The sequence below is a fragment of the Streptomyces sp. NPDC088400 genome, assembly GCF_044753355.1.
Taxonomy (GTDB): Bacteria; Actinomycetota; Actinomycetes; order Streptomycetales; family Streptomycetaceae; genus Streptomyces.
This window is the reverse complement of the sequence record NZ_JBIVMZ010000005.1, coordinates 294,037-308,607: the sequence shown is the minus strand read 5'-3', so window position 1 is coordinate 308,607 and position 14,571 is coordinate 294,037. Positions and strand designations below refer to the sequence as shown.

At 67.2% G+C, this 14,571-nt stretch carries 11 protein-coding genes; 10 read left to right on the top strand and 1 reads right to left on the bottom strand.

What is annotated here, in order from left to right; all coding sequences use genetic code 11:
- The first annotated feature begins 104 nt into the window (after positions 1–104).
- The 4 genes from ACIQD6_RS15490 to ACIQD6_RS15475 all read left to right on the top strand — a co-directional run bounded on the left by ACIQD6_RS15490 (position 105) and on the right by ACIQD6_RS15475 (position 3,634).
- Complete coding sequence (locus tag ACIQD6_RS15490) at positions 105–374, top strand: hypothetical protein (protein WP_401882386.1); 270 nt, start codon at positions 105–107, stop codon at positions 372–374.
- The gene (locus tag ACIQD6_RS15485) at positions 349–1,065 is read left to right on the top strand and encodes a helix-turn-helix transcriptional regulator (protein WP_401882383.1); all 717 of its coding nucleotides are present in this window, start codon (positions 349–351) and stop codon (positions 1,063–1,065) included. Before ACIQD6_RS15490 ends, ACIQD6_RS15485 begins: the two co-directional genes overlap by 26 nt.
- 59 nt (positions 1,066–1,124) lie before the next feature.
- Complete coding sequence (locus ACIQD6_RS15480) at positions 1,125–2,207, top strand: inositol-3-phosphate synthase (protein WP_401882380.1); 1,083 nt, start codon at positions 1,125–1,127, stop codon at positions 2,205–2,207.
- Between the two features lie 164 nt (positions 2,208–2,371).
- Entirely contained in the window at positions 2,372–3,634 is a 1,263-nt protein-coding gene (locus tag ACIQD6_RS15475) for an MFS transporter (RefSeq protein WP_401882378.1), read from the top strand.
- A gap of 66 nt (positions 3,635–3,700) precedes the next feature.
- On the opposite strand, the gene ACIQD6_RS15470 is transcribed toward ACIQD6_RS15475, so the two are convergent.
- The gene (locus ACIQD6_RS15470; RefSeq protein WP_401882375.1) at positions 3,701–5,167 is read right to left on the bottom strand and encodes a CCA tRNA nucleotidyltransferase; all 1,467 of its coding nucleotides are present in this window, start codon (positions 5,165–5,167) and stop codon (positions 3,701–3,703) included.
- A 209-nt stretch (positions 5,168–5,376) separates the two neighbouring features.
- Between ACIQD6_RS15470 and ACIQD6_RS15465 the strand changes: the two genes are divergently transcribed.
- The 6 genes from ACIQD6_RS15465 (at position 5,377) to trxB (ending at position 14,554) form a co-directional block, all read left to right on the top strand.
- On the top strand, positions 5,377–7,767 hold the full coding sequence (locus tag ACIQD6_RS15465) for a DUF6049 family protein (RefSeq protein ID WP_401882373.1): 2,391 nt from the start codon (positions 5,377–5,379) through the stop codon (positions 7,765–7,767).
- 45 nt (positions 7,768–7,812) lie between these two features.
- On the top strand, positions 7,813–9,948 hold the full coding sequence (gene murJ, locus ACIQD6_RS15460; protein WP_401882370.1) for a murein biosynthesis integral membrane protein MurJ: 2,136 nt from the start codon (positions 7,813–7,815) through the stop codon (positions 9,946–9,948).
- Between the two features lie 119 nt (positions 9,949–10,067).
- The gene (locus ACIQD6_RS15455) at positions 10,068–11,780 is read left to right on the top strand and encodes a protein kinase family protein (RefSeq protein ID WP_401882367.1); all 1,713 of its coding nucleotides are present in this window, start codon (positions 10,068–10,070) and stop codon (positions 11,778–11,780) included.
- 25 nt (positions 11,781–11,805) lie between these two features.
- Complete coding sequence (gene sigM, locus ACIQD6_RS15450) at positions 11,806–12,510, top strand: RNA polymerase sigma factor SigM (RefSeq protein ID WP_401882365.1); 705 nt, start codon at positions 11,806–11,808, stop codon at positions 12,508–12,510.
- Positions 12,507–13,460, top strand: a complete 954-nt coding sequence (locus tag ACIQD6_RS15445; RefSeq protein WP_401882362.1) for a hypothetical protein — start codon at positions 12,507–12,509, stop codon at positions 13,458–13,460. Before sigM ends, ACIQD6_RS15445 begins: the two co-directional genes overlap by 4 nt.
- Positions 13,461–13,579: 119 nt before the next feature.
- A complete protein-coding gene (gene trxB, locus ACIQD6_RS15440; protein ID WP_401882360.1) occupies positions 13,580–14,554 on the top strand; it encodes a thioredoxin-disulfide reductase in 975 nt (324 codons plus the stop codon).
- The last annotated feature ends 17 nt before the right edge of the window (positions 14,555–14,571 follow it).

Here is a 14,571-nt window from a genome sequence, read left to right as displayed (position 1 = left end):
GCGCGTACGCCTGGAAGCGGCAGTTGAGTTCCGGTCCCCCCGAACTGAATACGGATGCGCCCCCCTTGGGGCTCATCCGGCATGCAGCCGGTAAGCCGACAGTCTTGACGCTCAAGAGCGTCGCTGGGTTCCCGGTGGTCTGCATGCCGCACAGACTACGCACGGCCAAAACCTACCTAGAGCTGAAGTTCACCCCAAATCAGGCAAGTTGCTTCCTGAGAATTACCGATGTGATGCCGCTCACCAAGGCCCCCCTTGCCCCATCAGTATCTCCGTTCTATCGTGCTGATGTATCGAGTCGATACATCAGCACGATAGAAGAGTCCCTCACAGCGGAGGAGGCGATGGATGAGCAGGCGCTCGGGCATCCTTGAGTTCGCCGTTCTCGGCCTGCTCCGCGAGTCCCCCATGCACGGCTATGAGCTGCGGAAACGGCTCAATACTTCGCTGGGGATCTTCCGGGCGTTCAGCTACGGGACGCTCTACCCGTGTCTCAAGACGCTGGTCGCCCATGGCTGGTTGATCGAAGAGCCGGGCAGCGCTCTCGAGGACGCGCTCGCCGCTTCGCTCGCGGGGCGCCGAGCCAAGATCGTCTATCGGCTGACGGCGGAAGGTAAGGAGCACTTCGAGGAGCTCCTGTCACACACCGGCCCGGACGCCTGGGAGGACGAGCACTTCGCTGCTCGGTTCGCCTTCTTCGGACAGACGGAGCGCGAGGTACGGATGCGTGTGCTGGAGGGCCGTCGCAGCCGCCTCGAGGAGCGTCTGGAGAAGATGCGCGCCTCCCTGGCCCGTACGCGCGAGCGCCTCGACGACTACACGCTCGAGCTCCAGCGCCATGGAATGGAGTCCGTGGAGCGCGAGGTGCGCTGGCTGAACGAGCTCATCGAGAGCGAGCGGGCGGGGCGGGATCAGAGACGGTCCGCACCCGAAGGGCCCGCCGCACAAGGAGACACATCCGGGGAAGCGGACGGCCTGCCCCGGCACCGGGATGCCGCGTCTCCCGGGGGTACGCCCCCGGAACGTCCCGGACCGCCGGATCCGTCCGCCGACACCGCCAAGTGAGGTCCTGCACCTCCGCAGGGTTTCATCACGAACACTGAGAGACACAGGGAGCAAGCGGAATGGGTTCGGTTCGCGTAGCCATCGTCGGCGTGGGCAACTGCGCCGCCTCACTGGTGCAGGGCGTCGAGTACTACAAGGACGCCGACCCGGCGGGCAAGGTCCCGGGTCTGATGCATGTTCAGTTCGGCGATTACCACGTGCGGGACATCGAGTTCGTGGCCGCCTTCGACGTCGACGCGAAGAAGGTCGGTCTCGACCTCGCGGACGCCATCGGAGCCAGTGAGAACAACACCATCAAGATCTGTGACGTGCCGTCCACCGGCGTCAGTGTCCAGCGCGGACACACCCTCGACGGTCTGGGCAAGTACTACCGCCAGACGATCGAGGAGTCCCCCGCGGCTCCGGCGGACATCGTCCAGACCCTCAAGGACAAGCAGGTGGACGTCCTCGTCTGCTACCTGCCCGTGGGGTCCGACGACGCCGCGAAGTACTACGCGCAGTGCGCCATCGACGCCAAGGTCGCCTTCGTCAACGCCCTCCCGGTCTTCATCGCCGGCACGAAGGAGTGGGCGGACAAGTTCACCGAGGCCGGTGTCCCGATCGTCGGCGACGACATCAAGTCCCAGGTCGGCGCCACCATCACACACCGCGTCATGGCGAAGCTCTTCGAGGACCGCGGCGTCGTCCTGGACCGCACGATGCAGCTGAACGTCGGCGGGAACATGGACTTCAAGAACATGCTCGAGCGCGAGCGCCTGGAGTCCAAGAAGATCTCGAAGACGCAGGCCGTCACCTCCCAGATCCCCGACCGCGACCTGGGGGCCGACAACGTCCACATCGGCCCGTCGGACTTTGTCGCGTGGCTGGACGACCGCAAGTGGGCGTACGTCCGTCTCGAGGGCCGCGCCTTCGGTGACGTCCCGCTGAACCTGGAGTACAAGCTCGAGGTCTGGGACTCCCCGAACTCCGCGGGTGTCATCATCGACGCCGTGCGCGCCGCGAAGATCGCCAAGGACCGTGGCATCGGTGGCCCGATTCTCTCCGCGTCCTCGTACTTCATGAAGTCGCCGCCGGTTCAGTACTTCGACAACGAGGCCCGCGACAACGTCGAGAAGTTCATCGCCGGTGAGGTCGAGCGCTAGGCCCTGTCAGCCGGTCTTTGCCGGTTGGTCGCAGTACCTCTCTCGGCGACGTTCGCCCCGTCGCGGGACTCAGAGATCGGTTTTCCCGCGCGTACGAGAAGGGTCCCCAGTGTTCGGGGACCCTTCTCGCGTGCTTCACCGGTACATATGTGACGCTGACTCACATGCCTGTCGTACGTGATCTGCGCGTACTCCTGCGCCTCAGCAATTTCCGCCGGCTGCTCGCGGTCCGCCTGCTCTCCCAGGCGGCAGACGGCGTCTTCCAGGTCGCGCTCGCCGCGTACGTGGTCTTCTCCCCCGAGAAACAGACCTCGCCCGCCGCGATCGCCTCCGCCATGGCGGTACTGCTGCTGCCCTATTCACTGATCGGTCCGTTCGCCGGTGTGCTTCTGGACCGCTGGCAGCGCCGCCAGGTGTTCCTGTACGGGAATCTGCTGCGGGCCCTGCTGGCGAGCTGTACGGCGCTACTGATCCTCGCTTCCGTGCCCGACTGGCTCTTCTACGTTTCAGCGCTGTCCGTGACCGCCGTCAACCGGTTCGTTCTCGCCGGCCTCTCGGCCGCCCTGCCCCACGTGGTCGACGACGACCGTCTCGTCCTCGCGAACTCGCTCTCACCGACCGCCGGGACACTCGCCGCGACCGCGGGAGGTGGGCTCGCCTTCGTCGTCCGACTGACGGCCGCCGACTCCGACGCGGCCGTGATGCTGCTGGGCGCCGTCCTCTATCTCTGTGCGGCCTTCACCTCACTCCTGCTGGCGCGCGAACTGCTCGGCCCCGAGCGGGCGTTGGACCAACTACGACTGGGGGCAGCCTTGGCCTCCACCGCGAGCGGACTCGCGGATGGGATCCGGCACCTCGCACAGCGGCGAGCGGCGGCCGGCGCGCTGGCCGCCATGACGGTGATGCGCTTCTGCTACGGAGCGCTGACGGTGATGGTGCTGATGCTCTGCAGGTACGCCTGGACGGAGCGGGAATCCGACGGACTGGCGCTTCTCGGACTGGCCGCCGCCATCTCCGGAGCAGGATTCTTCGCCGCCGCCGTACTCACTCCCTGGGCGGTGGGGCGGCTCGGGCCGTACGGATGGATGGCGCTGTGCGCGGGGGCAGCGGCCGTACTGGAACCAGCCCTGGGGCTTCCCTTCACCCCCGTACCCATACTGATCGCCGCGTTCGTTCTGGGGTTGGTCACACAAGGCTCGAAGATCGCCGCAGACACCGTGGTGCAGACAGGCGTCGATGACGCCTTCCGCGGCCGGGTCTTCTCCCTTTACGACGTTCTCTTCAACGTCGCCTTCGTCGGAGCCGCCGGAGCGGCCGCCCTGATGCTGCCGCCGGACGGCCGGTCGGTACCGCTCGTAGTGATGGTCGCTCTGCTCTACGCAGCCGTATCCGCGTCCCTCACGCGCGGAGGGCGACGTTTCACGTGAAACGTCGCCCTCCGGAGGACCACGCACGGGGTCATGTTTCACGTGAAACATGACCCCGTGCGCCCCTCAGTGCTGCGTTGCCCACCATTCCTTGAGCGCGGCGATGGCCGCGTCACGCTCCATCGGCCCGTTCTCCAGCCGCAGCTCCAGCAGGAAGGTGTACGCCTTGCCGATCACCGGCCCGGGACCGACGCCCAGGATCTCCATGATCTCGTTGCCGTCCAGATCCGGCCTGATGGCATCCAGCTCCTCCTGCTCCTGGAGCTGGGCGATGCGTGCTTCCAGGCCGTCATACGCCCGGGAGAGCGCGTTCGCCTTGCGCTTGTTGCGTGTGGTGCAGTCCGAGCGGGTCAGTTTATGGAGCCGTTCCAGCAGCGGACCGGCATCACGCACGTAGCGCCGTACCGCCGAATCAGTCCACTCACCCGTCCCGTAGCCGTGAAAGCGCAGGTGCAGCTCCACCAGCCGCGAGACGTCCTTCACCATCTCGTTGGAGTACTTGAGCGCGATCATCCGCTTCTTGGTCATCTTCGCGCCCACCACCTCGTGGTGGTGGAAGGAGACCCGGCCGTCCTGCTCGAAGCGTCGCGTCCGGGGCTTGCCGATGTCGTGCAGCAGCGCGGCCAGCCGCAGTACCAGGTCCGGACCGTCCTCCTCCAGGTCGATGGCCTGTTCCAGGACGGTCAGGGAGTGCTCGTACACATCCTTGTGCCGGTGGTGCTCATCACTCTCCAGATGCAGCGCAGGAAGCTCTGGGAGCATCCGCTCGGCGAGACCGGTGTGCACGAGCAGCGCCAGTCCCTTGCGCGGCCGAGCGGAGAGGATCAGCTTGTTCAGTTCGTCACGTACTCGCTCGGCGGAGATGATCTCGATGCGGTCGGCCATGGCCGTCATGGCCGCGACCACCTCCGGAGCCACCTCGAAATCCAGCTGTGCGGCGAATCGAGCAGCCCGGAGCATTCGCAGCGGATCGTCGGAGAAGGACTCCTCGGGAGTGCCGGGAGTACGCAGCACTTGGGCCGAGAGGTCCTCCAGTCCGCCGTGGGGATCGATGAACTCCTTCTGCGGCAGGGCTACGGCCATCGCGTTCACCGTGAAGTCACGGCGCACGAGGTCTTCCTCGATCGAGTCGCCGTAAGACACCTCAGGTTTGCGTGACGTCCGGTCGTACGCCTCCGAGCGGTACGTCGTCACCTCGACCAGGAAGCGCTGATCAGCGTCTCCGACTCGGGCGTCCTTCTGACAGCCGACCGTGCCGAAGGCGATCCCGACCTCCCATACCGAGTCCGCCCAAGGCCTGACGATCTTCAGAACGTCCTCGGGCCGGGCGTCGGTCGCGAAATCCAGGTCATTGCCGAGACGCCCAAGAAGGGCGTCCCTGACCGAGCCGCCGACCAGGGCAAGACTGAATCCGGCTTCCTGGAATCGGCGCGCGAGATCGTCGGCGACGGGGGACACCCGCAGCAGCTCACTGACCGCGCGGCGCTGCACCTGGCTGAGGGCACTGGGATTGTCTTCATTGGCGTTCGGCACAACAGAAAAGGTTACGTGCCAAGACTCACGCGGTCGTCCCCGTTTCGGTCCCGGCCGCCGATTCACGGGTTTCCTGTGACGCATGAGATTCTTCTGATCATGTGGAGCAGTCCCCAGCACTTCACCACAGCACACATCGTTACCATGCGTGGACGCAGCAATCGACAACCACCAACGGCAACCAACGATGACGAGGGACGGGCGAGCGCGTGGCGGAGGCGGCAGACTTCCAGGGGATGGGTCATTCTCCTGCCCGCCGGTGGCTGCGGCGTACAGCCTCCCTGATCGCCGGAGCGCCGCTCCTGGCAGGCCTGCTGGCCGGCACGGCGGCCCCTGCGGCCCATGCCGCGCCGGAGGCATCCGGCCCCCGTACGGTCGATGTGTCGCTCGACACACTCAGCCCGAGCGCCCCGGTGAAGGGCGACACCCTCACCGTCTCCGGCTCGGTGACCAACCAGGGCAAGAAGCCGATCACCAGCGCCCAGGTGGATCTGCGCGTCGGGCCGCGACTGTCCGGCAGGACCGCCATCGACGACGCCTCCGAGCGTTCCACCAATGCCTCGGGTGATGTGGCCCCGCTCGGCGGCAAGTACAAGGTCACCTTTCCGAAGCTCGCCTCCGGCATCTCCCAGGACTTCGCCCTGTCCGTCCCGGTCAACAAGCTCGGGCTCGGCGAGGACGGTGTGTACCAGCTCGGCGTGTCGCTGACCGGTCAGACCTCCGCCGCTCCGTACCAGCACGTGCTGGGCATCCAGCGCACGTTCCTTCCCTGGCAGCCCGAGGCGACAGAGAAGAAGACACAGCTCACCGCGCTCTGGCCGCTGATGTCATCGGCGCATCTCTCCGCGGAGACCGGCTCCGACGATCAGCAGACCCCTGTCTTCGAGGACGACGGCCTCGCCGAGGAGATGGCTCCCGGTGGCCGGCTGGAACAGATGGTCACCCTCGGCAGCCAGCTTCCCGTCACCTGGGTCATCGACCCGGATCTGATCGCCACCGCGGATGCCATGACCCGGAACTACCGCGTCAGAAGCGGGGACACCGTTGTCCCGGGCAGGAACCAGGCCATTGCCACCCAGTGGCTCAACTCCCTGGAAAAGGCGGTCAAGGACCGCAAGGTCGTCGCCCTGCCGTTCGGTGATCCGGACCTGGCATCGCTGGCCCATCGCGGCAAGAACGTCTCCGGGGCGCTCAGCCATCTGCAGCCCGCCACCGATGTGGCCGGGAAGACGGTGGAGACCGTCCTCCATGTGAAGCCGTCCGTCGACTTCGCCTGGCCCGTGGACGGCGCGATCGACCCCTCGATCATCGATGTCGCGACCTCGGCGGGTGCCCACAAGGTCATCACTCGCGGCGACAGCCTCCAGGACAATCTGCCGTACACCCCCAGCGCCGCCCGCCCGATCGGCGGCGGGACAACGGCGGTCGTCGCCGACACCAGGCTCTCCACAGCCTTCCAGGGCGATATGACGAAGGCAGGCAGCTCCACTCTCGCGGTCCAGAAGTTCCTCGCCCAGTCGCTGGCGCTGACCTTGCAGGAGCCCGGTAACCAGCGCAACGTCGTCGTGGCCCCCCAGCGGATGCCGACGGCCTCCCAGGCGCAGTCGATGGCAAGCGCGCTGCGTGGCCTGGACCCCGAACGCTGGACGCAGTCGGCCGATCTGGTCGAGGCGGCCGCCGCCAAGCCTGATTCCAACGCCACCACCAAGGTGCCCAGCTCTGCCCAGTACCCGAAGAACCTGCGTGGTCAGGAGCTGTCGACCGGGACGTTCCTGGAGATCAAGAAGACGCAGGAACGGCTCGACAACTTCAAGGCCATCCTGAGCTCACCGGATCGCGTGGCCGCTCCCTTCAGCAACGCGATCAACCGGGCGATGTCCACCTCCTGGCGGGGCGAACCCACCGATGCCCAGCAGTACCGCACCACGGTGGAGACCTACCTGCTGAGCCTCACCAGTGAGGTGCAGCTCATCCCGAAGTCGGTCCTCACCTTGTCCGGACGCAGCGCGACGATCCCGGTGACGGTCCAGAACAAGCTGGTGCAGGGTGTCCAGAATCTGGTGCTCCGCCTCAAGTCCGACAACCCGACCCGCCTCAAGCTCGACGGTAACCAGGCGGTTACCGAGCAGCCGATCAAGATCGACGGCGGGCACAGCCAGTCGGTGAAGTTCACCGGCGCCGGCAACGCCAACGGTCCGGTGCAGGTGACCGCGCAGCTCTACACGGTTGACGGCAAGCCCTACGGCGGCCCCATGACCTTCCAGGTCAAGGTCTCCGAGATCACGCCCACCGTGATGCTCGTCATCGCAGGCGGCGTACTGCTGCTGGTGCTGGCCGGGATCAAGATGTACAGCCAGCGCAAGCGGGCGGTGGCCCGCAAGGAAGCCGCCGATCCTACGGACGACGACGGTGCCGACGCAGCCGACGACACCGACAACGGCGAGAACGCCGACGGCGAGGAGAACACGCGCGACACGAAGGACTCGGGCGGTCGGCAGGCCCCGAAGGCCACAGATCCTGAGCAGCCGAGTGACCTGACACCGGACACCGGACCGGAAAGCGCGGACGCGTCGGGCACGGGTGAGAAAGTGGACCGTTGAGCGATGTCGTGGCCGGTCGGCCGGGGACGATGAGGTGGGGTAACCATGAACGCGCCGTACGACGGTGACCGTGGGCAGGGCGCTGGCGGCGATCCGGCAGGCCAGGTTCCGCCTTCTCCGCCGCCTGCCCCGGATCCCTATGTCCAGGACGCCTACACCCAGGATCCCTACTGGGCACAGGATCTCTCCACGCAGGACCCGGTGACCGAGGCGCTGTACGACCGCGCCTCGCACCCGCCGCCGCCTCCGGGCACCTATCAGGAGACCATGGAGCTGTACCAGCGGCCTTCCGCGGAGCAGCCCGCCCCCGATCCCCGCATCTGGGCCCAGACCCCGCCTCCCGAGCCTGCCGGACCGTCGCGCCGTCTCCCGTACGGGGACGACCCCAGAACCACCCAGTTCACGGGCATCGACGACCTGGTCTCACGGGCCGGTGACGAGACTCCGCCACCGGACGCGTTCGCACACCTCTACCGCGACCAGCAGGGGTCGGGGCACGTACTGACCGCGCCGGAGCCCGAGGCGGCTCCCCCGCCCCCCGCCAAGAAGCCCGGCAAGGCCGCGGGACTGCTCAAGTCGAGCGCGGTGATGGCCGCGGGCACGCTGGTCTCCCGGCTCACCGGCTTCGTACGGAGCCTGGTGATCACCGCGGCCCTGGGCGCGGCGCTGCTCGGTGACTCCTTCACCGTGGCCTACACCCTGCCGACGATGATCTACATCCTCACCGTCGGAGGCGGCCTCAACTCCGTGTTCGTACCGCAACTCGTGCGGGCGATGAAGAACGATGACGACGGCGGCGTGGCCTATGCCAACCGGCTGCTGACCCTCGTCATGGTGGCTCTCGGTGCGATCGTGGCCCTCGCCGTGTTCGGGGCGCCACTGCTGGTGCGTCTGATGTCGGACACGATCGCCGGAGATCCGTCCGCCAACAACGTCGCTGTCACCTTCGCCCGCTACTGCCTGCCCACGATCTTCTTCATGGGCGTGCACGTGGTGATGGGCCAGATCCTCAACGCACGCGGGAAGTTCGGCGCGATGATGTGGACTCCGGTCCTCAACAACATCGTCATGATCACCACGTTCGGTCTCTTCATCTGGGTCTACGGAACCGCCGCCGACTCGAGCATGACCGTGCAGACGATCCCCCCGGACGGCGTACGGCTCCTGGGCATCGGCACGCTGCTCGGCCTGGTGGTCCAGGCTCTCGCGATGGTCCCGTACCTCCGGGAGACCGGATTCCGGTTCCGCCCGCGGTTCGACTGGAAGGGCCACGGCCTCGGCAAGACGGTCAAGCTGGCCAAGTGGACCGTCCTCTTCGTCCTCGCCAACCAGGCCGGTGTGCTGGTCGTCACCCAGCTGGCCACCGCCGCCGGCGAAGCGTCCGGCAAGGACGGTACCGGCATCCTCGCCTACAGCAACGCCCAGCTGATCTGGGGCATGCCGCAGGCCATCATCACCGTCTCGGTCATGGCCGCGCTGCTGCCCCGGATCTCCCGGTCCGCCGCCGACGGCGACCCCGGCGCGGTGCGCGACGACATCTCCCAGGGACTGCGCAATTCCGCGGTCGCGATCGTCCCGATCGCCTTCACCTTCCTGGCGCTCGGCGTCCCGCTGTCCATCCTGATGTTCTCGTCGAGTGGGCTGGAATCGGCGCGGTCCATGGGCTTCATCCTGATGGCGTTCGCTCTCGGACTGATTCCGTACTCCATCCAGTACGTCGTGCTGCGCGGTTTCTACGCCTACGAGGACACTCGGACGCCCTTCTACAACACGGTCATCGTCGCCGCGGTCAATGCCGCCGCTTCCACCGTCTGCTACGTGGTCCTGCCCTCGCGCTGGGCCGTAGTCGGCATGGCCGCCTCGTACGGGCTGGCCTACGCGGTCGGCGTCGGTGTCGCCTGGCGCAGGCTGAAGAACCGGCTGGGTGGCGATCTGGATGGCGGCCGCGTCCTGCGTACGTACGCCCGGCTCTGTCTGGCGTCCGTCCCTGGGGCCCTCGCGGCCGGCGCGGTCGCCTACGCCGTCCTGGACCGTCTCGGGAGTGGCGCTCTCGGCGCGGTGGCGGCACTGATCGGTGGTGGCATCGTCCTGTTGGGTGTCTTCTTCGTCTCGGCGAAGAAGATGCGGATCGAAGAGCTGAACGCCATGGTCGGCATGGTGCGCGGACGTCTCGGACGCTAGGACGACGGGGCCGAGCACAACCATCGTCGGCTGCCGTGTGTCGTGCATAGCGTCCGACTGTGGGCACAATTGGCTTGGTTGTTGGATAGTGCGCAACGGATGGGGAGGCAGGAGCGACGGTGGCGGAACGTAGCACGGCTGCCGTCGACGTGGCCGACAACAGCGGTGATGAACCGCTGACCGCCAAGGCGGACAAGGCCACGACCGACGGGTTGGCGAAAGCCCAGGACACGGCGGAGCGATCCGCACCGGACACGGGCAGTGAGCGGCAGAGCTCCGAATCGTCCGTCGAGGCGCCGGAACTGCACAGCGGCCACAAGCTCGCCAGACGTTACCGCCTGGAGGAGTGCGTCACCCGTCTGGACGGTTTCAGCAGCTGGCGTGCGGTCGACGAGAAACTGCGCCGTGCGGTCGGCGTACATCTGCTTCCCGCCGGCCATCCCCGGGCCCGCTCTGTGCTGGCCGCGGCCCGGTCCGCCGCTCTGCTCGGTGATCCGCGCTTCGTTCAGGTACTGGACGCCGTCGAGGAGAACGACCTCGTCTATGTCGTCCACGAGTGGCTGCCGGACGCCGTCGAACTCACCGCTCTCCTCGCCTCGGGGCCGATGGAAGCCCACGACGCCTATCAGCTGGTCAGTCAGATCTCCCAGGCCATGGCCGCGGCCCATCGTGAAGGTCTCGCCCATCTGCGGCTGACGCCCGGAGCCGTCCTGCGGACGTCCAGCGGTCAGTACCGGATTCGCGGCCTCGCCGTGAACGCCGCTCTGCGTGGGATCAGCGCCGAGCGGCCGCAGCGCACGGACACCGAGGCGATCGGCGCACTTCTCTATGCCGCGCTGACACAGCGCTGGCCCTACGAGACCGATGCCTACGGCCTCTCCGGCCTGCCCAAGGACATCGGACTGATCGCCCCCGACCAAGTGCGCGCCGGGATACACCGCGGTCTCTCAGAACTCGCCATGCGGGCCTTGGTCAATGACGGCGCCACCGCCTCCCGCCAGGAACCGCCTTGCACCACCCCGGACGAGTTGGCGGCCGCGGTCGCGGACATGCCGCGCATCCGGCCGCCGGAACCCACTTTCGCCGCCCCGCCCGAGTACCAGCGCACCACCTACCAGCAGGGCACCTACGGGCGTCCGCAGTCCGCTCCCGGGGTCGCTGCCACCGCCCCGGTGGTAGTGCCGCCGCCCCCGCTCCAGAGCCGCACCGGCAAGGCGCTGAAGTGGACCGTCGCAGCACTCCTCATCGCAGCCCTGGGGCTCGGCAGCTGGCAGGTCGCCGACCAGCTCCTCAACCGCAACGAGGCGGAAGAACCCTCTCCCACGCAAACGACTCCCGGAAACGACGACAAGGCCGTCAAGCCCGGCAAGCCCATCAACATCTCCAGTGCGACCGAATTCATGCCCAGCGGGTCCGGGATACAGCAGGAGCAGGTACCCAACGCCATCGACGGCAATCCGGGTACCGCCTGGATCACACCGCAGTACCGGGGCTTCGCCAACTTCGGGAATCTCCCGAATCGCAAAGAGGGCAGCGGCATAATCGTTGACCTCGGCAGCGTGCGGGATGTGTCCGGCGTGAACGTGGACATGTACCGAGGCGGTCAGAAGGCCCAAGCACTGGCTGCCGGGGAGAGTGCGTCGAACCCGACCGCCCTCTCCGACTTCTCCCAGCGCCTCACCAAGCTGGAGACGGTGGGCAGCACTCTCAGCGACACCCTCGACAAGCCCGTGCGGACCCGGTACGTATTGATCCACATCACCGAACTGCCGACAGACGGATCGTCCAGCGATTTCCGAGGCGGAATCTCGGAGATCGAGATCACCGGCTGACCGGACCAGGGGAGGGGGCTCACCGTTGGACGACGCCGCACTCGGCGAAACAAGCGACCAGGACCTCCTGAGCGCTCATGTTGATGGCCACCCTCATGCATTCGGTGAGCTGGTACGGCGCCACCGCGACCGGCTCTGGGCCGTTGCCCTTCGTACGCTGGGCGACCGCGAAGAAGCGGCCGACGCGGTTCAGGACGCGCTGGTCTCCGCCTTCCGAGCGGCCCACACCTTCCGTGGTCAGTCCGCCGTGACCACGTGGCTGCACCGCATCACGGTCAATGCCTGCCTGGACCGGGCTCGTAAGGCCGCCTCCCGCAAAACCTCTCCCATGGACGACACCGAGCGGCTGGAACAGCTCCTTGAGCCCCATGAGTCGGCCGAGGCTCCTGCCGAGCGCCAGGATCTCAACCGGCAACTCCTGGCGGCTCTGGCCAAGCTCCCCGCCGACCAGCGGGCTGCCCTGGTACTCGTCGACATGCAGGGCTATCCCGTGGCCGAGGCGGCGGCAGTTCTGGACGTGCCTGTCGGAACGGTGAAGAGCCGCTGCGCACGCGGTCGGGCCAGACTTCTCCCCATGCTCACTCACCTACGGGGGGACGCCGGGGATAACAGCGGTCCCGGCAGGGGAAGGAACCGGACGCCGGGGGCATCCGTCCCACCGGCATCAGGGCCAAGGGATTCAGGACCAAGCGATCCTGCTGCAGTGAAGGGCGGAGGTGGGCGCACGTGACATCGACGACCGACACGGCTCAGCACCCGGATGTCTCGGAGATCTCCGAACTGGCGGAGGGGCTGCTCTCGCCGTCCCGCACGGCCGATATACGGCGCCATCTCGACGGCTGCTCACTGTGCGCAGATGTCCACGACTCCCTCGCAGAGATCAGGGGACTGCTCGGCACCCTGCCCGGGCCCCCACGGATGCCGGCCGAGATCGCGGGACGTATCGATGCCGCGCTGGCTGCTGAGGCGCTCCTGGACTCGGCCGCGTCCGGCGAAACCGCACCCGTCGACACGGCGCTCGGGAAGACCGGGCATGTTTCACGTGAAACAACGCCTGTTCCTCAGACGTCAGCGCCGACCGCCACGGCAGAATCTGTACGAGCCGACCGCCCCGCCGGCCGTCCGAGGGCCGCTACCGGCCCCGGCAGGGCCGGATACACGCGCCGTCGGCGCCGTATCGCGGTACTGGGTGCCGTCTTCGGAACCGCCGCAGTGGGGGTCAGTCTTCTGGTGCTCCAGTCGTTCCAGGCCTCGAACGAGAGCAGTACCAACAAGCAGGCCGCCTCGGGGGTGAATTCCACTGCGGGCGCCGGGGAGGAGTTCTCCAAGGCACGCCTCCAAGGACGCGTAGACGCGCTGCTGGCATCCGATCGTCCAGCCGGAGAGTCCAAGACTCAACGGGAGGATGGCTCGAGCAGCGACCGCAGCATGTCGAATGCACCACTGCTGGAGCCCGAACCCGAGGTGCCTTCCTGCGTTCAGCAGGGCACCGGCCGCACCGAGGCCGCGCTCGCGGCCGAGCAAGGCATGTACCGGGGCAGCCGTGCCTACCTCGTCGTCCTGCCCCACCCTGCCGACAGCACCCGGGTCGAGGCGTATGTGATCGATGCGACCTGTGTTGACAGCGCCCCCTCGTCCAAGGGGAAACTCCTGCTGACGCACTCCTACCCCCGCCGCTGACGACACCCTGCGTGCCGCCGGGACACCTCGGGAATGCAAGACCCGTAGGATCCGTTGGATGGGGTGAAAGTCGTTGATCCGGCCCCAGTAGGCAGTCTGCAGAGACGAGGAAGAAACCCGTGAGCGACGTCCGTAATGTGATCATCATCGGCTCCGGGCCCGCCGGCTATACGGCTGCGCTGTACACCGCGCGCGCATCGCTGAAGCCGCTGGTCTTCGAGGGCGCCGTCACCGCCGGTGGTGCGCTGATGAACACCACCGAGGTGGAGAACTTCCCGGGGTTCCGCGACGGCATCATGGGCCCGGACCTGATGGACAGCATGCGGGCACAGGCGGAGCGTTTTGGCGCCGAGCTCGTCCCGGACGATGTCATCGCAGCCGACCTCACCGGCGACATCAAGACCGTCACCGACACGGCCGGCACGGTGCACCGCGCCAAGGCAGTGATCGTCACAACCGGTTCCCAGCACCGCAAGCTCGGTCTGCCCAATGAGGACACCCTGTCCGGGCGCGGTGTCTCCTGGTGTGCCACCTGTGACGGCTTCTTCTTCAAGGACCAGGACATCGCCGTCGTCGGTGGCGGCGACACTGCGATGGAGGAAGCCACCTTCCTTTCGCGCTTCGCCAAGTCCGTCACGATCGTCCACCGCAGGGACACGCTGCGTGCCTCCAAGGCCATGCAGGACCGTGCCTTTGCCGACCCCAAGATCAAGTTCGCCTGGGACAGCGAGGTCGCGGAGATCCACGGCGATCAGAAGCTCTCCGGTCTGACTCTGCGCAACACCAAGACCGGCGAGACCTCACCGCTCTCCGTGACCGGCCTGTTCATCGCGGTGGGCCACGACCCGCGGACCGAGCTCTTCAAGGGTCAGCTCGATCTGGACGACGAGGGATACCTCACCGTCGCTGCCCCGTCGACGCGGACCAACCTGTCCGGGGTCTTCGGCGCCGGCGATGTCGTCGACCACACCTACCGTCAGGCGATCACCGCTGCGGGCACCGGGTGCTCTGCCGCTCTCGACGCCGAGCGCCATCTCGCCGCGCTGGGCGACAGCGAGTCGACCGCCGAGCCGGAGAAGACCGCCACCGTCTGATCGTCCATCCTCGACAC

Bases quoted from the DNA above. Each gene is read 5' to 3' on its own strand.
- ACIQD6_RS15485 (WP_401882383.1), top strand. From the start codon at position 349: ATGAGCAGGCGCTCGGGCATCCTTGAGTTCGCCGTTCTCGGCCTGCTC.
- murJ (WP_401882370.1), top strand. From the start codon at position 7,813: ATGAACGCGCCGTACGACGGTGACCGTGGGCAGGGCGCTGGCGGCGAT.
- ACIQD6_RS15475 (WP_401882378.1), top strand. From the start codon at position 2,372: ATGCCTGTCGTACGTGATCTGCGCGTACTCCTGCGCCTCAGCAATTTC.
- ACIQD6_RS15480 (WP_401882380.1), top strand. From the start codon at position 1,125: ATGGGTTCGGTTCGCGTAGCCATCGTCGGCGTGGGCAACTGCGCCGCC.